12 protein-coding genes are annotated in these 15,123 nt (G+C 34.0%); 1 reads left to right on the forward strand and 11 read right to left on the reverse strand.

The features are described 5' to 3' along the window. Positions 1-315: 315 nt before the first annotated feature. Complete coding sequence (locus H4V97_RS14945; RefSeq protein WP_209550148.1) at positions 316-1,230, forward strand: YihY/virulence factor BrkB family protein; 915 nt, start codon at positions 316-318, stop codon at positions 1,228-1,230. A 75-nt stretch (positions 1,231-1,305) separates the two neighbouring features. Here H4V97_RS14945 and H4V97_RS14950 read toward each other — a convergent pair whose 3' ends face one another. From H4V97_RS14950 to H4V97_RS15000, 11 genes are all read right to left on the reverse strand, one after another. Beyond that, the gene (locus H4V97_RS14950) at positions 1,306-1,596 is read right to left on the reverse strand and encodes a hypothetical protein (protein WP_196849181.1); all 291 of its coding nucleotides are present in this window, start codon (positions 1,594-1,596) and stop codon (positions 1,306-1,308) included. Between the two features lie 51 nt (positions 1,597-1,647). Continuing rightward, a complete protein-coding gene (locus H4V97_RS15905; RefSeq protein ID WP_209550319.1) occupies positions 1,648-2,205 on the reverse strand; it encodes a mechanosensitive ion channel domain-containing protein in 558 nt (185 codons plus the stop codon). After that, positions 2,206-3,018 carry a mechanosensitive ion channel family protein gene (locus tag H4V97_RS14960; RefSeq protein WP_196849182.1) on the reverse strand — a complete coding sequence of 271 codons (813 nt, stop codon included), beginning with the start codon at positions 3,016-3,018 and terminating at the stop codon, positions 2,206-2,208. A gap of 59 nt (positions 3,019-3,077) precedes the next feature. Further along, a complete protein-coding gene (locus tag H4V97_RS14965; RefSeq protein ID WP_209550149.1) occupies positions 3,078-4,820 on the reverse strand; it encodes an APC family permease in 1,743 nt (580 codons plus the stop codon). A gap of 546 nt (positions 4,821-5,366) precedes the next feature. After that, positions 5,367-7,172: an acyl-CoA dehydrogenase family protein gene (locus H4V97_RS14970; RefSeq protein ID WP_209550150.1), complete on the reverse strand. Its 1,806-nt coding sequence runs from the start codon at positions 7,170-7,172 to the stop codon at positions 5,367-5,369. 119 nt (positions 7,173-7,291) lie between these two features. Further along, positions 7,292-8,473 (reverse strand): acetyl-CoA C-acyltransferase, encoded by a 1,182-nt coding sequence (locus tag H4V97_RS14975; protein ID WP_209550151.1) that lies wholly within the window; start codon positions 8,471-8,473, stop codon positions 7,292-7,294. Positions 8,474-8,521: 48 nt separating this feature from the next. Further along, positions 8,522-8,884, reverse strand: coding sequence for a four helix bundle protein (locus H4V97_RS14980; RefSeq protein WP_196849186.1), 363 nt, complete (start codon positions 8,882-8,884; stop codon positions 8,522-8,524). A 52-nt stretch (positions 8,885-8,936) separates the two neighbouring features. After that, the gene (locus H4V97_RS14985) at positions 8,937-11,327 is read right to left on the reverse strand and encodes a 3-hydroxyacyl-CoA dehydrogenase/enoyl-CoA hydratase family protein (RefSeq protein WP_209550152.1); all 2,391 of its coding nucleotides are present in this window, start codon (positions 11,325-11,327) and stop codon (positions 8,937-8,939) included. Between the two features lie 46 nt (positions 11,328-11,373). After that, the gene (locus tag H4V97_RS14990) at positions 11,374-11,889 is read right to left on the reverse strand and encodes a MarR family winged helix-turn-helix transcriptional regulator (RefSeq protein WP_245345246.1); all 516 of its coding nucleotides are present in this window, start codon (positions 11,887-11,889) and stop codon (positions 11,374-11,376) included. 237 nt (positions 11,890-12,126) lie between these two features. Further along, complete coding sequence (locus H4V97_RS14995) at positions 12,127-13,179, reverse strand: proline iminopeptidase-family hydrolase (protein WP_209550153.1); 1,053 nt, start codon at positions 13,177-13,179, stop codon at positions 12,127-12,129. Positions 13,180-13,237: 58 nt separating this feature from the next. After that, the gene (locus H4V97_RS15000) at positions 13,238-15,013 is read right to left on the reverse strand and encodes an AMP-dependent synthetase/ligase (protein ID WP_209550154.1); all 1,776 of its coding nucleotides are present in this window, start codon (positions 15,011-15,013) and stop codon (positions 13,238-13,240) included. Positions 15,014-15,123: the final 110 nt, after the last annotated feature.

The following is a 15,123-nucleotide window of genomic DNA, read 5'->3' on the forward strand; positions in this document are numbered from 1 at the left end:
GGTGTGATAGTGATAAACATTTTAATTTGTGTTAATAAAAAGAACTAAATAGTAGTATGAAAATATTTTACAATTTATCAGAGCCGTTTTTTATAAATGAGTTTGTTTGTTTTTTGACATTTTATTTTAGTACTGATTTATTCCAAATAGTTAGCGTGAATTTTGCAAAATATACTTTATATTGCTATCCAATAACTTTGTAGTTTTGATAATTATAATAGTTTTACGAGAATACGATTAACTGCCCAATATTTATGGAGAATTAAAATCTAGATAGGATTTTCTTCTTTCGAAAGAATTTAAAATTATTAAAAAATGAAACGACGCGAAGCAGCCAAGTCAGGTTGGGAATTATTAAAAAGAACATATCGAGAATTCGATGATGATAATGGTATCAAGTTAAGTGCTTCATTATCATACTATACTATATTTTCATTGCCTCCATTGTTAATTATTATTTTATCTATTTTCAGTTTTTTCTTTGGACCTGAAGCAGTTACTGGAAAATTCTATGTTCAAATTAATGGGATGGTGGGTTACCAAGCAGCACTTCAAATTCAAGAAACTATTAAGAATATCGAATTGTCTAACAGCAATACATTTGCAGCAATATTTGGGGGCACTTTGCTGGTAATAGGTGCTTCGGGAGTATTTGCTGAAATACAGAGTTCTATTAACTTTATTTGGGGATTGAAAGCGAAACCTAATAAAGGAATAATGAAATTCATTAAAAATAGATTAATGTCCTTTTCAATGATTGCATCTGTTGGTTTTCTATTGTTAGTTAGTTTAATGGTCAATACAGTTATGGATGTCATTAATACCCGTTTACTGCGATTTTTTCCAGATTCGACCGTTTATTTATTTTATGTTCTTAATATCATCGTTTTATTTGCTACCACGACAATTTTGTTCGCAATTATATTTAAAACACTTCCCGATGGCTATATTGCTTGGAAAGATGCTTTAGTAGGTTCTAGTTTTACCTCTTTTTTCTTTATGTTTGGTAAGTTTGCCATAGGATTTTATTTAGGAAGTTCTACTGTAGCTACGGTTTACGGCGCAGCGGGTTCCGTAATTATCATTTTAATTTGGGTTTATTATTCTGCTATAATTTTGTATTTCGGCGCCGAATTCACCAAAGTTTATGCCAATGTACACGGTGATAAAATTGTTCCGAATGCTTATGCTGTTGGAATTAAAGTAGAAGTAATAGAAATTAAAAAATAAATTTTTAGCTGTCTTCATTGTATTTAGTTAATGATAAATTTTGAAACTACTATTTTTTATAAGAATAGAACTATATTATTTTTTAATAACAATATTCAAATCTGGTTCCTGAACTAAGTGGAACGTGTTTGAAGCAAATTTTATTTCACCATTTGTGGAGTCAATTTCTTTTAAAATTTTAGAAAACAACATGGTTTTTGTAGCTCGTCGTTTTTTATAGCCTACTACATATCTTAAAGTAAATTCGACCCAGTTATCATTGGCAATTAACGATACCATTGGTTCTGTTTGTGCATCTTCCAGTCGATATTTAATCTGAAGAGATTTCCATTTTTGTTCTGATTTTTCAGTCAAATCTCCAGCCACCTCTTTGCCTATTTTAAGAAAAATTTCCGAGGCTTTTTCATAATTGCTACCCTATTGAATTGGTAATTTAATTTCATCCCACAAAAAGGGGAAATCACCAGAATAATTAAATACCGGTTCTTTAAAAACAAAACTATTGGCGATAAGCACAATTCTGCCAGTGTATAAATTCCCGTCAACCCATTGTCCAATTGCCATTATTGTTGTTCTAAATACTCCAATATCCATTACATCACCCTTAATTCCTCCCAATTGAACGCGATCTCCTGTATTGTAAAAATTACCAAATAGAATTGCTAACCAACCGACAAATGATGCAATCACCTCCTGAAGAGCAAATGCAATACCAGCGCCCGCTACTCCCAAAGCTACCGTAAGATTCCCAAGTTTTTCGTTGAAAACTATTGTGATAAGTAGAATAGTTAAAAAATATCCGATGAAATTACTGAACTTTTTAGTTCGATACCGATTGTCAGGATTCTTTATTTTTGAAAAAAAATTTCGTTGAAATACTTTGATTATTGACCAGATAATCGCTATCCCAATTAAAATTGCCGCAATCTTACCTACCGTAGGATTAAAAAGATATCGTTGAATTTGCTCTTCTATTTATTCTTTATTTATTTGAACAACTCTTTGAGGGAAAGGGATTGTAATATCATTCGAATTAAACAATTCAAATATTCTAATTCTTATTTCACTTTTAATGTTTTCCACCCTGAAAACTTCTTCCGACCAAAAAATTACGGAAAAATTTAATGAGGAATCTCCAAAGTCAGTAAAACGTACGAATGGGCTAGGGGTTGTAAGGACACCATTTTGTTTGTCAGCTGCTTCTTTCAAAATATTCATGACTAGTTTCACATCAGAAGAATAGTCCACGCCAACTGTAATTTCGAAGCGAGAGGAAATCTTACTATGTGTCCAATTTATCAATTGGTTTCTCGTTAAGTCAGAATTAGGCAGAATAATATATTTGTCGTCTCTAGTTAAAACAGTGGTAGTTCTGATATCAATTTCTTGTACTTGACAAACTATTCCGTTTACTTCAATGATATCATTAACTTTTACAGAAGAATCAATTAGTATAATAATTCCCGAAATGAAGTCGCTAAATAGATTTTGTAATCCCAAACCAAGGCCTACAAGCAGTGCTGCTGAGCCGGCAATTAAAACTGATAGATTAAAACCAAATATTTGTAAGCTGATGATAAAAGAAAATATGATTACAAAATACTTAATTAAACTGTAAATAGAATATTTTTTGGCAACGTCAATATGGACTGCTTTGTAAATTGTTTTTTTAATTACATACAGCAAAACGAAAATAATTACAATAAATAGAGCAAATTTAAAGATTGTAGATAATTTGAAATTAAAATCTCCAAATTGCAGGAGGGTGTAGTTCAATATTTCTTTCATTAATTTTAAATTTTTTATTTCCAAAAAAATATTTTTCAGCCTCTTTTTCCTTTTTCTGATTACATAATTAGCCGTACTCCGCCTAATTCTGAAATCCTGTAAGAAAAACGATCTCCTGGAGAGCCTATAAACATGAAGTTTTTAGGAATGCCCCATTTTTTTGATAATTCATCTATGATTTCAGGACCAAAAGCACCTTTAATCTCAATGAATTCAATGTCGATATCAGGATATGCACGATCAAGTACTTCTATATCCTTTATAAGCAATTCATTTGATTCACCCTCTTTTTTGATATTTACAATTTTTAATTTCTTCGTTGTTTCGTTGAATTCAACATATTGCATTACTTTATTTAGAATGGCAACATCATCTCCCTTGGTAAAGAATACGAATTCCTGTGAATTTATTTTTAAATGTAATTTTACTAAGTAACGATTGCTAAATATAACTAATTTCCTAAATGGTTTAGAGAAATATTCCAATGAGTCAATTAATAATTGGATTAAAATTGTTCGATTCAACATAATGCTAATAAACAATAGCGCAGGTAATAGATATTTTATAAATGTATAGAATGAATTAATATTCATGTATAAATTACCTATGAAAGCAACTGCTATAAACGAGACGGCTATGACTACAGAAATCCCACCTGCCCTTTCAGGACGTGGTAATTTTTTACGTTTAAATTTCAATAATAAATTTCCGATTCCAAATAATCCCATTACTGCCAGGAAAGAAAAAGTATAAACACCTGCCAATGATACGAGATCGCCTTTGGTAACAAACAATACTGAAACGCACATTACCAGAAAGCTAATGATTATTCTATAATTTGAACCACGTTTGTTTTGTTTCAAAAAGTAGTTAGGTAAAATCCGGTCCAAAGTCATTCGATTAAGCAAACCTGAAACTCCAACAAATGAAGTCAAAACAGCGCCGCATAGAACTAAAACTGCATCAATAGAGATTAGATAAGCTAACCAATAACCTCCTGTAGTTTGACCCAAATAAGCAAGTAGGGATTCACGGTGATCCCCAACTTCTGCAAGTGGAATAATACATATAAGTAGCAATGCTAGTACCGGATTAAAAAAACTTACAATAGCCCACATGTTTCGTAAAGTTTTTGGAAAAACGCCATGTTCTTGTTCCTCTACAAAATTAGCTGAACTTTCAAATCCTGAAATTCCGAGCATTGCAGCTGAAAACCCTAAAAATAAAGCGGTTATTATGCTTCCAGAAGAAATTGGAACTGCCCAATTTATGCTAAAAGTCTGAAGTCCGTGATTTGTAAGGAACCATATTGAAGCTAAAACTAGAGTGCTTAATGTAATTAAATGGATGATAAAAATAATTACTGCAACAAAAGCAGATTCGCCAATACCTAAAATAGCCAAACCCGTAAAAGCCATTAAAACAATAATTGTTGCAATAGTGACATCAATGCCACTAAAAATGCCATGCAAGTAATGCATTCCCTCTGACGCTGAAATTACTGCAGTTGCCATATAAGATAAGACCGTTAGCGTTGCCGCAACAGAAGCCATTCTTTTCGTTGAAGTATTTAATAAAACATTATAAGCACCGCCGTTCAAAGGAATTGCACCTACTACTTCTCCGTAAATTTTTCTGAACAAAAAAAGTACAACTGCAACTATTAATAATGAAATCCATGCATATTGACCGGCATACATGATAGTAAGTGCCGAGACATATAGGCAAGATGAACTAATATCATTTCCGCAAATTGCCGTTGCTTGTAATTGATTTAATTTCGTGTGTAGATTTTTTTTCATTTTTAACTTTTATTAACCTTTTCCTATTCTGGGAATTTCTCTTTACAGAGAAATACTGATAACGTTCTTTTAATTTATTTGCTTTTAATTTTACAACAACATTTTGGATATCCATTTTTGGTTGAATGTGTAGTTGTTTTATTTTCAATAAATCACATCAAATTGATTGCTACATCAAAATTATATCGAAGGAAGAATTTGAACGTAAAAATTCAAACTTTTTTACTAGTTCAATTTTTGTGTAAATTACAATTTATTTTTAAATATTTCAGTAAATTAGATTAGTGAGTTGTTGATAAATTTAGTTTAAGTGCTCTACTTTAATCGTTAATGACCCTAATAAGTAAGCGTACAAGAAACTGCATTTCAAGCTATTTCTTTCAGTTTTTATTTGGTAAAATCCACATTTTCAGATAAATTATAATTAAAATTCTCGTAATGATTTAAAATCAATTAACTATATAATTTTAAAAAAAAAACCGCACTGTTTATGACAACAGATGCGGTTTTTTAACAACTAAATCTACTAAAAACTATCTTCTACAATTAGAAACAGTATTGGTTTTCTGTTACTAATTTGGTTGTAATTGTTTCTCTTAACCCAACAATATTTGGCATATTGGTGTATTTTGTAAAACGTCTTAAGCCCATTAGCATCATACGTTGTTCGTCGCCTTCGGCAAAAGAGATTATGCTTTCTTTTCCTTTTTGAGTTACAATATCAACAGCTTGGTAAAGGTATAATTTTGCCATTGCGATTTGCTCTTGTACTTTAGCTTCGCCTTCTTTTTTAGCTAATTTTTCAGTTCTTAAAATCGTTGATTCTGCCATGTAGATTTCAATCAAGATATCAGAAGCTGCCATCAATAACTGTTGGTGTGCGTCTAAGTCTGGTCCGTATTTTTGAACCGCACCTCCGGCAACCATTAGGAATGCTTTTTTCAATTTAGCAATCATTTCTTTCTCTTCAGCAAACAATTCAGAATAATCTGGTGTTTCGAAAGAAGGAATTCCCATTAATTCTTCGGTTACTTTCATTGCAGGACCTAATAAATCAACGTGTCCTTTCATGGCTTTTTTAATCAACATTCCTACAGAAAGCATTCTGTTGATTTCGTTTGTTCCTTCATAAATACGAGCAATACGTGCATCTCTCCAAGCACTTTCCATCGGCGTATCTTCAGAGAATCCCATTCCACCAAAAATTTGAATTCCTTCGTCGGCACAATTTTGAACATCTTCAGAAACCGCCACTTTCAATACGGAACATTCAATAGCAAATTCTTCAACACCTTTTAATTCAGCTTCCTGATGTGTAGATCCTTCAGTTTCACGTGATGCAATGCGATCTTCAATATCTTTGGCAGCTCTATAAGTCGCGCTTTCTCCAGCATAACAGCTTGTCGCCATCTCTGCTAATTTAGAACGAATGGCTCCAAACTGTGAAATTGCCGTGTTAAACTGAATTCTTTCATTAGCATATTTAACTGAACTTGAAATTACTCTTCTTTGTGCGTCCAAACAAGCAGCTGCCAATTTGATACGACCCACGTTCAATGCATTCATCGCTATTTTGAAACCATTTCCTCTTTCAGAAAGCATGTTTTCAACAGGAACTTTAGTTTCATTAAAGAAAACCTGACGAGTAGAGGAAGCACGAATACCTAATTTGTGTTCTTCTTCACCCATTGAGATTCCATTATCGGCTGTGTTTTCAAGTATAAAACCAGTAATATTTTTATCATCACCAATTCTTGCAAAAACGATAAATACAGAACAAAATCCTGCATTCGAAATCCACATTTTTTGTCCTGTGATTGAGTAATATTTACCATCTTCAGATAAAACTGCTTTTGTTTTTCCAGAGTTGGCATCAGATCCCGCTCCTGGTTCAGTCAAACAGTACGCACCAAACCATTCGCCAGAAGCTAATTTTGGTACATATTTTTGTTTTTGTTCCTCAGTTCCGTACAAAGTAATTGGCATTGTTCCAATTCCAGTATGTGCTCCAAAAGCAGTCGAGAATGAACCCGTTGCTCCAGAAATATAATCACAAACCAAAACAGTATTTACAAAGCCCATTCCCATTCCTCCATAAGATTCCGGAACAGCAACGCTTAGAAATCCTAAGTCACCGGCTTTTTTCATGGACTCTTCTGTGAAAGCATAATCTTTCTTTTCAAAACGGTCTTTATTTGGCCATAATTCTTTGTCAACAAACTCTTTTACTGAGTCACGCATCATTAATTGCTCTTCATTGAAATCTTCTGGAGTGAAGATGTCTTCGCACTTTGTTTCTTTAACCAAAAACTGACCGCCACGGGTTACGTTTTTTTCAATTGTATCTGCCATAATTAGCCCCCTAACCCCCGAAGGGGGAATTCCTACTAGGGGTCAGTAGGGTGTAAAGTTATTGATTGTCTAAATTATTTATAATATTGGAGTGTTCCCCCTTCGGGGGTTAGGGGGCTTTACAACAATTCGTAAATCCCTGCTGAACCTTGTCCTGTTCCTACACACATGGAAACGATTCCGTATTTACTTCCTCTGCGTTTCATTTCGTCAAATAATTGAACCGACAGTTTAGCTCCAGTGCAACCCAGAGGGTGACCTAACGCAATCGCACCACCATTAACATTAATGATTTCAGGATTTAGGTTCAATTCTCTCGTTACAGCTAATGCTTGTGATGCAAAAGCTTCGTTTAACTCTATTAAATCAATATCATTCAAAGTTAATCCGGCTTGTTTCAATGCTTTTGGAATCGCTTTTACCGGTCCAATTCCCATGATTCTTGGTTCAACTCCTGCTGATGCAAAGTTTACCAAACGGGCGATAGGAGTAAGGTTCAATTCTTTTACCATTTCTTCGCTCATGATTAAAACAAATGCTGCTCCATCACTCATTTGAGAAGAGTTTCCTGCAGTTACACTTCCGTTTGCTTCAAAAACGGGTCTTAAACCTGCCAAAGCTTCCACAGAAGTTCCTGCTCTAGGACCTTCATCTTTATTTACGATATACGATTTAGTTTCTTTTTTACCGTTCTCGTTGATAAACGTTTGTTCCACAGTAATAGGAACAATTTGTTTGTCAAATTTACCTTCGGCTTGCGCTTTCAGGGCTTTCATATGTGATTGGTACGCAAACTCATCTTGGTCCGCACGAGATACATTGAATTGTTGGGCTACCGCTTCAGCAGTAAGTCCCATTCCCCAATAGTAATCTTCGTTTCCAGCTTTTGCTACAGCATAATCCGGAGTAGGTTTATAGCCTCCCATTGGAATAAAACTCATGCTTTCGGCACCGCCGGCAATGATACAATCCGCCATTCCCGATTGGATTTTGGCTGTAGCCATACCAATTGTTTCTAATCCTGAAGCGCAATACCGGTTTACGGTGACACCGGGAACATCTTCGATTTTCAATCCCATCAAAGAAATCAATCTACCTACGTTTAAACCTTGTTCTGCTTCCGGCATCGCATTTCCTACCATCACGTCATCAATACGTTTTTTGTCGAAATCAGGCAACTCATTCATCATAAATTGAATAGTTTCTGCTGCCAATTCGTCAGGACGTTTGAATCTAAAAACGCCTTTTGGAGCTTTCCCCACGGCTGTTCTGTATGCTTTTACTATATATGCTGTTTTCATAAATTGAGTATTAAGATTGGAGTATTAAGAATTAAGACTAGCCAATCGTTATAAATTTTTACTTTTTAGAGATTTTTGAAGAGCGAAACTCATATTGCTTACTTCTACCAATTCATTTACAATTGGTGTTATTTGTTCTTCTGAAATTAATTCAAGTCTTTTTGAAATCATTAATTGAGTTATCAATTCATAAGTTGAACCATTAGCAACACCAAGAAAATATACAAATTCATTATTTGAATTTCTTCCTGAACCTTCTGCGATATTAGAAGGAATAGAAACTGCGCATTTTTTAATTTGATGTGTTAAATTAAATTTTTCATCAATTGGCAAATCTTTGCAAACACGGTATACGTTTTCAGCAATATCCATTGCTTTTTGCCAAATTTTTAATTTTTCAAACTGATGCATAATTGTCTGGTTTAAAATCTTAATTCTTAATACAAAATACTTAATTCTTTTTCTAATTCCTTAATGGTTTACCTTTTGTAAGCATAAATTGAATTCTTTCTAATGTCTTACGTTCTGTAGACAAGCTTAAAAATGCTTCTCGTTCTAAATCCAATAAATATTGTTCCGTTACTAATGTTGGTTCAGATAAATCACCACCAGCCATTACATAGGCTAGTTTATTAGCAATTTTCTTGTCATGTTCTGAGATGTATTTTCCGGCTTCCATTTGGTCCGTTCCTACTAAGAACATACCTAAGGCTTGTTTTCCCAATACTTTTACATCACTTCTGCGAATAGGTTGAGTATAACCTGCTTCTGCCATTAATAATGCGTGTTTCTTCGCTTCGGCAATCTGACGGTCTTTGTTTACCACAATAATATCTTTCCCTTGTTGTAAAAGTCCGGTATCAAAAGCTTCGTATCCTGAAGTAGATACCTTAGCCATAGCGATTGTCAAGAAATATTCTTGAAGAACATTCAACTCAACATCATTTTTATGGAATAAGTCTGATGCTCTTAACGCCATCTCTTTAGATCCACCACCACCTGGAAGTACACCAACTCCAAATTCTACTAATCCCATGTAAGTTTCAGCAGCAGCAACTACTTTATCAGCATGTAAACTCATTTCGCATCCACCACCAAAAGTCATTCCGTGTGGCGCAACAACAACTGGAATTCCAGAATAACGCACGCGCATCATAGTGTCCTGGAACATTTTGATGGCCATGTTCAATTCGTCATATTCTTGTTCTACGGCCATCATGAAAATCATTCCAATATTGGCACCCACAGAGAAATTCGCTGCTTGATTTCCAATAACCAATCCTTGATATTCTTTTTCAGATAAATCAATCGCTTTATTGATAGCGACCAAAACATCGCCGCCAATCGTATTCATTTTAGATTGGAATTCTAAATTCAAAATTCCGTCTCCTAAATCTTGTATAATCGCACCGCTATTACTCCATACTTTTTTGCTTTCGCGAATGTTGTTAAGGATAATAAATGAATCCTGACCTGGAACTTTAGTTTGTGATTTTGTAGGGATATTGTAGAAAAAAGTTGCACCTTCTTTTACAGAATAGAAGCTAGTACTTCCAGAAGCCAACATATCATTTACCCAAGCAGCTGGTTCAAGACCTTCCGCTTTCATGATTTCAATTCCTTTTTCAACACCGATTGCATCCCAAATTTCGAAAGGACCATTTTCCCATCCAAAACCGGCTTTCATCGCATCGTCAATTTTGTATAATTCATCTGAGATTTCAGGAATTCTGTTCGAAACATAAGCAAACATTCCAGCAAAACTTTTTCTATAGAATTCACCTGCTTTGTCTTTTCCTTTTACCAGAACTTTAAAACGGTCAATTGGTTTATCGATCGTTTTTGTAAGTTCCAAAGTAGCAAAAGAAGCTCTTTTAGCCGGACGGTACTCTAAAGTATCTAAATCCAAAGAAAGAATATCTCTATCTACTTTTTTATAAAAACCTTGACCCGTTTTGCTTCCCAACCATTTGTTTTCCATCATTTTGTTGACAAATTCTGGTAGTTTGAATAACTCGTGTTGTTCGTCGTTAGGACAATTTTCATAAATACCATTGGCAACATGTACCAAAGTATCCAATCCAACAACGTCAACGGTTCTAAAAGTGGCCGATTTTGGTCGGCCAATAACTGGACCAGTCAATTTATCTACTTCTTCAATCGTAAGTCCCAATTCTTTTACCAAATGAAACAAACTCTGAATCCCGTAAATCCCAACTCTATTTCCAATGAATGCAGGAGTATCTTTGGCAACAACCGAAGTTTTTCCCAAGAATTTTTCTCCATAAATAGTAAGGAAGTCCAATACTTCAGTTGAAGTTTGTGGACCAGGAATAATTTCGAATAACTTTAAATAACGCGCAGGGTTAAAAAAGTGTGTCCCACAGAAATGCTTTTGGAAATCGTCACTTCTTCCTTCGCTCATAAAGTGAATCGGAATTCCGGATGTGTTTGAAGTAACTAAAGTTCCCGGTTTTCTGAATTTTTCAATTTGTTCGAAAACCATTTTCTTGATGTCCAAACGTTCCACTACAACCTCAATAATCCAATCAACAGTAGCAATTTTTGCCATGTCGTCAGTGGTATTTCCAGTTGTGATTCTGCTTGCAAATTTCTGACTGTAAATAGGAGAGGGCTTCGATTTCAGGGAATTAGCTAAATGCTCATTCACCAATCGATTTCTTACGATTTTGCTTTCTAAAGTAAGGCCTTTTTTGGCTTCTGCTTCGGTAAGTTCTCTTGGAACAATGTCCAAAAGTAAAACCTCTACACCAATGTTAGCAAAATGACAAGCAATTCCTGAACCCATAATTCCGGATCCAATTACTGCAACTTTTTTAATTGTGCGTTTCATACGTAGTTAATATTTGTTTTTTTATTGGAATATGGTATCGCCATTCTTAATTATTGATTGTTTTTTGAATCATGGCGATGTCATTTTCTGTTTTTTCAGTTTGCTCCGCCAGTTCGCTGACGCTCGTGTGATTAAATATATTTTTGTCTTGAATCAATTCATTGATAGTTTCTGCTACTTCTATGAAATGTTTAAGTTTGTCTTCCGAAACGTGTTGTCGGATGGTTTCGTTAAATTTTAAAACGGTATTTTTAGAAAGTTCTCTTTTTTCTTTACCAAAATCAGTCAGGTAAATCAATACTCCTCGGCCATCATCTGGATTTTTCTTTTTAAGAATTAATCCTTTTTCCTCCATAGATTTCAAAGTACGAGTCAAACTGGTGGCTTCCATACCCATTCGAGGTCCTAAAGCGGTTGATGGTGTTCCATCTTCCTTGTCCATACTCAACAATGCGAAACCAGTTGCCATTGTTGCATCATATTTTGACGCTTCCTCATTATACATTCTTGAAACGGCCTGCCAAGTAGCTCTTAAAATATAATCTATTGTTTTGTCTTTCATATGTAGATAATATTTGTTTTTATTTGGGATATAAAGAGTATATTGTGTAAAAGAATAAAAAAGAATCTCCGTTTTAACAAATATATTAGACTTATCAACTATATCGATTTCAAATATAATAAAAAATACTATGCACGCATAATAAAATACAATTATTTTTTTGTTAAGAATTGTTAAAATAAAAAAAAACTCCTTAAAAAATTAAGGAGTTTTGTGTTTAATCATGGATTATTTAGATTATGATTTCTTAAAATTACCGCTATCCACGTCTTTCAAGAACTTGATTACCCCAGGGAAATAATGTTCTTGGTCATCATATTGTGAGCAATGACTTCCATTTGGACAATATAAAAAGCGACCATTTTGAACTTCTTTGGATATCCATTCCATATGTTTTGGATCCATGGTGTCATATTTTGCACCGATGACAAGTGTAGGAACTTTTATAGTTTTAAGTCTTGCAGTAACATCCCAATTTTTTAATGTAGCATCTCCAGTTATCCCAAATTCACTTGGACCTTGCATATAAACATATACGTTTGGATTTATATGTTTGAAAGCTCTATTAATAGATTCCGGCCATTTATCGATCGGCATTCTTAAAATATGTTCGGTATAATAATATTTATAAAGTAGTTCAGTATATTTAGGATTGGTGTAATCTTTGTTTTTTTCAAATTCTTTAATTTGCACAAATACTTTTGGGTCTAATTGTGGCCCGAGTACTTCATCTGCATATTTGTTATATGCCGGAGCACTCGCCATCATATTGGCAATGATCAATCCTTTTAGATTTTTTTGGTATTTTAAAGCATATTCCATTGCTAGAATTCCACCCCAGGATTGCCCCATCAGGTAGAAGTTAGAATTGTCTAGTTTCAATGCTTTGCGTACTTGTTCAACTTCCTCAACAAACCGTTCATTAGTCCATAAGCTATTATCGTTGGGCTGATCACTATAATAAGAGCCTAGTTGGTCATAGTAGATGTATTCAACGCTTTCATTGGGAAAGAAACCGTCAAAGCATTCAAAAAATTCATGTGTTCCGCCTGGACCGCCATGTAATAGTAACACTTTTATTGTTGGATTATTTCCAACGGTTTTTGTCCAGACCTTAAAGGTGCCTTTTGGCGTAGTAATAGGAATCATTTTAATTCCGCCTGTAAACTGATCATCCCGCTTTGAAAAATCTAAATAGTTTGCCTTAATCGAATCTACTTCTTTTTTTTCTTTACAATTAGAAAACATAAGAACAGTTAATAACGAACAAATTATGATTTTCATTTTCATAGCAATGCGATTTATTAAATTTTTATTACAGTCTTAATTATTACGGGTATTAAATCAATTAATTATAGATTTTATTGAATAAAATAATGTATTTTTCCATAACTATTTTTCGTTTTAATTTCAAAGTTGGAGTCAATTGTCCGCCTTCGATAGACCAAACATCAGGAGTCAATTCAAAACGTTTGATTTTCTCCCAATTACCAAATTTTTCATTCAATGTATCGATTTCTCCTTGAATTCGTTCGATGACTTTTTCGTTAGAGATAATTTCTTCGTTTGTTTTCCCAATATCAATTCCGTGAATGACAGCCCATTCTTTCAAGAAATCAAAATTAGGCTGAATGAAGGCTGCAGGCATTTTTTGTCCATCACCAATCACCATTATTTGTTCAATGAAACGCGATTGTTTCATTGTGTTTTCAATAAGTTGCGGTGCAATATATTTTCCTCCTGAGGTTTTAAACATTTCCTTTTTACGGTCCGTGATTTTCAAGAATCCGTCATTGTCAAAAATTCCTATATCGCCGGTGTGGAAATAACCGTCTATTATTACTTCGCTCGTTAATTTTTCATCTTTAAAGTAACCCATCATTACGTTAGGTCCTTTACATAGGATTTCGCCGTCTTCTGCAATTTTAACTCCCACGTTATCAATTACTTTTCCTACAGTCCCTACTCTGAAACCTTTGTTTCTCATATCATTTACAGATATTACTGGAGAAGTTTCGGTTAAACCGTATCCTTCCATTACTGGAATTTCGGCAGCTGCAAAAACTCTAGCTAATCTGGGTTGTAAGGCTGCACTTCCAGAGACCATTAAATCCAAGTTTCCGCCTAGACCTTCTTTCCATTTACTGAAAATCAATTTTCGGGCAATTTTAAGTTGCATTTCATACCAAAAACCATTGGCTCCATACGGTTCAAATTTCAACCCTAAATCAATAGCCCAAAAGAAAAGATTTCTTTTTATTCCAGTTAGCTCAGTTCCTTTAGCATAAATTTTATCATATACTTTTTCAAGTAGTCTTGGAACAGCTGTAATTACCGTTGGTTTTACTTCTTTAAGGTTGTCACTGATTTTATCAATTGATTCTCCAAAATAGACCGAAACGCCATAATATTGGTATAAATACAAAATCATTCTTTCAAAAATATGACAGATCGGTAGGAAACTCAACGCACGACTTTTTCCAGCTTCAAAAGGAATTCTCTTTGCACTGTCTAAAACATTGGATACGATATTTTTATGCGAGAGCATAACTCCTTTTGGTCTTCCTGTCGTTCCCGAAGTGTAAATTATAGTTGCTAAATCTTCTGTTTTTACATTGTTTTTTCGATTTTCAACATCATTTTGATTGCTTTGGTCGTCGCCAAGAATAAGCAATTCCTTCCAGTTTTTGCAGCCGTCAATTTCGTTGAATGAATAAACTTCTTTTAGATTTGGAATTTTATTTCGAATCAAATTTACTTTTCTAAGTACTTCAACATCCGATACAAAACAATAAATCGCCCCCGAATGGTTCAGGATGTATTCATAATCCTCTTCGCTAATTGTTGGGTAAATAGGAACGGTTTGTGCTCCCGTTTGCAAAGTACCAATATCCATAATATTCCATTCAGTCCTATTAGTAGTGGAAATAATGGCAATTTTATCATCTTTTTGAATGCCCATTTTCAAAAATGCCCTAGAAACAGCATTTGCTTTGTCAATGTATTCCTGAGTAGAAGTTTTTACCCAAACACCGTCCTGCTTGCTTACTAAAGCATCCGGAATGTTAGTATATTTTTCTTGTTGATAATAAGGAAAATCAAAAAGGCGGGAGATAGTTATCATTATAGATTATTGAATTTTATCGCAAATTAAATAAAAATTAACGATATTTTTTATTTTTCAAAAATTAAATAGCAAAATTAAACAGTAGCTTTCCCACTCAACGAAATCGT

The sequence above is a fragment of the Flavobacterium sp. CG_23.5 genome, assembly GCF_017875765.1.
Classification (GTDB): Bacteria; Bacteroidota; Bacteroidia; order Flavobacteriales; family Flavobacteriaceae; genus Flavobacterium.

Bases quoted from the DNA above. Each gene is read 5' to 3' on its own strand.
- H4V97_RS15000 (WP_209550154.1), bottom strand. From the start codon at position 15,013: ATGATAACTATCTCCCGCCTTTTTGATTTTCCTTATTATCAACAAGAA.
- H4V97_RS14965 (WP_209550149.1), bottom strand. From the start codon at position 4,820: ATGAAAAAAAATCTACACACGAAATTAAATCAATTACAAGCAACGGCA.
- H4V97_RS14945 (WP_209550148.1), top strand. From the start codon at position 316: ATGAAACGACGCGAAGCAGCCAAGTCAGGTTGGGAATTATTAAAAAGA.
- H4V97_RS14995 (WP_209550153.1), bottom strand. From the start codon at position 13,179: ATGAAAATGAAAATCATAATTTGTTCGTTATTAACTGTTCTTATGTTT.
- H4V97_RS14985 (WP_209550152.1), bottom strand. From the start codon at position 11,327: ATGAAACGCACAATTAAAAAAGTTGCAGTAATTGGATCCGGAATTATG.
- H4V97_RS14960 (WP_196849182.1), bottom strand. From the start codon at position 3,018: ATGAAAGAAATATTGAACTACACCCTCCTGCAATTTGGAGATTTTAAT.
- H4V97_RS14980 (WP_196849186.1), bottom strand. From the start codon at position 8,884: ATGCATCAGTTTGAAAAATTAAAAATTTGGCAAAAAGCAATGGATATT.
- H4V97_RS14975 (WP_209550151.1), bottom strand. From the start codon at position 8,473: ATGAAAACAGCATATATAGTAAAAGCATACAGAACAGCCGTGGGGAAA.
- H4V97_RS14970 (WP_209550150.1), bottom strand. From the start codon at position 7,172: ATGGCAGATACAATTGAAAAAAACGTAACCCGTGGCGGTCAGTTTTTG.
- H4V97_RS14990 (WP_245345246.1), bottom strand. From the start codon at position 11,889: ATGAAAGACAAAACAATAGATTATATTTTAAGAGCTACTTGGCAGGCC.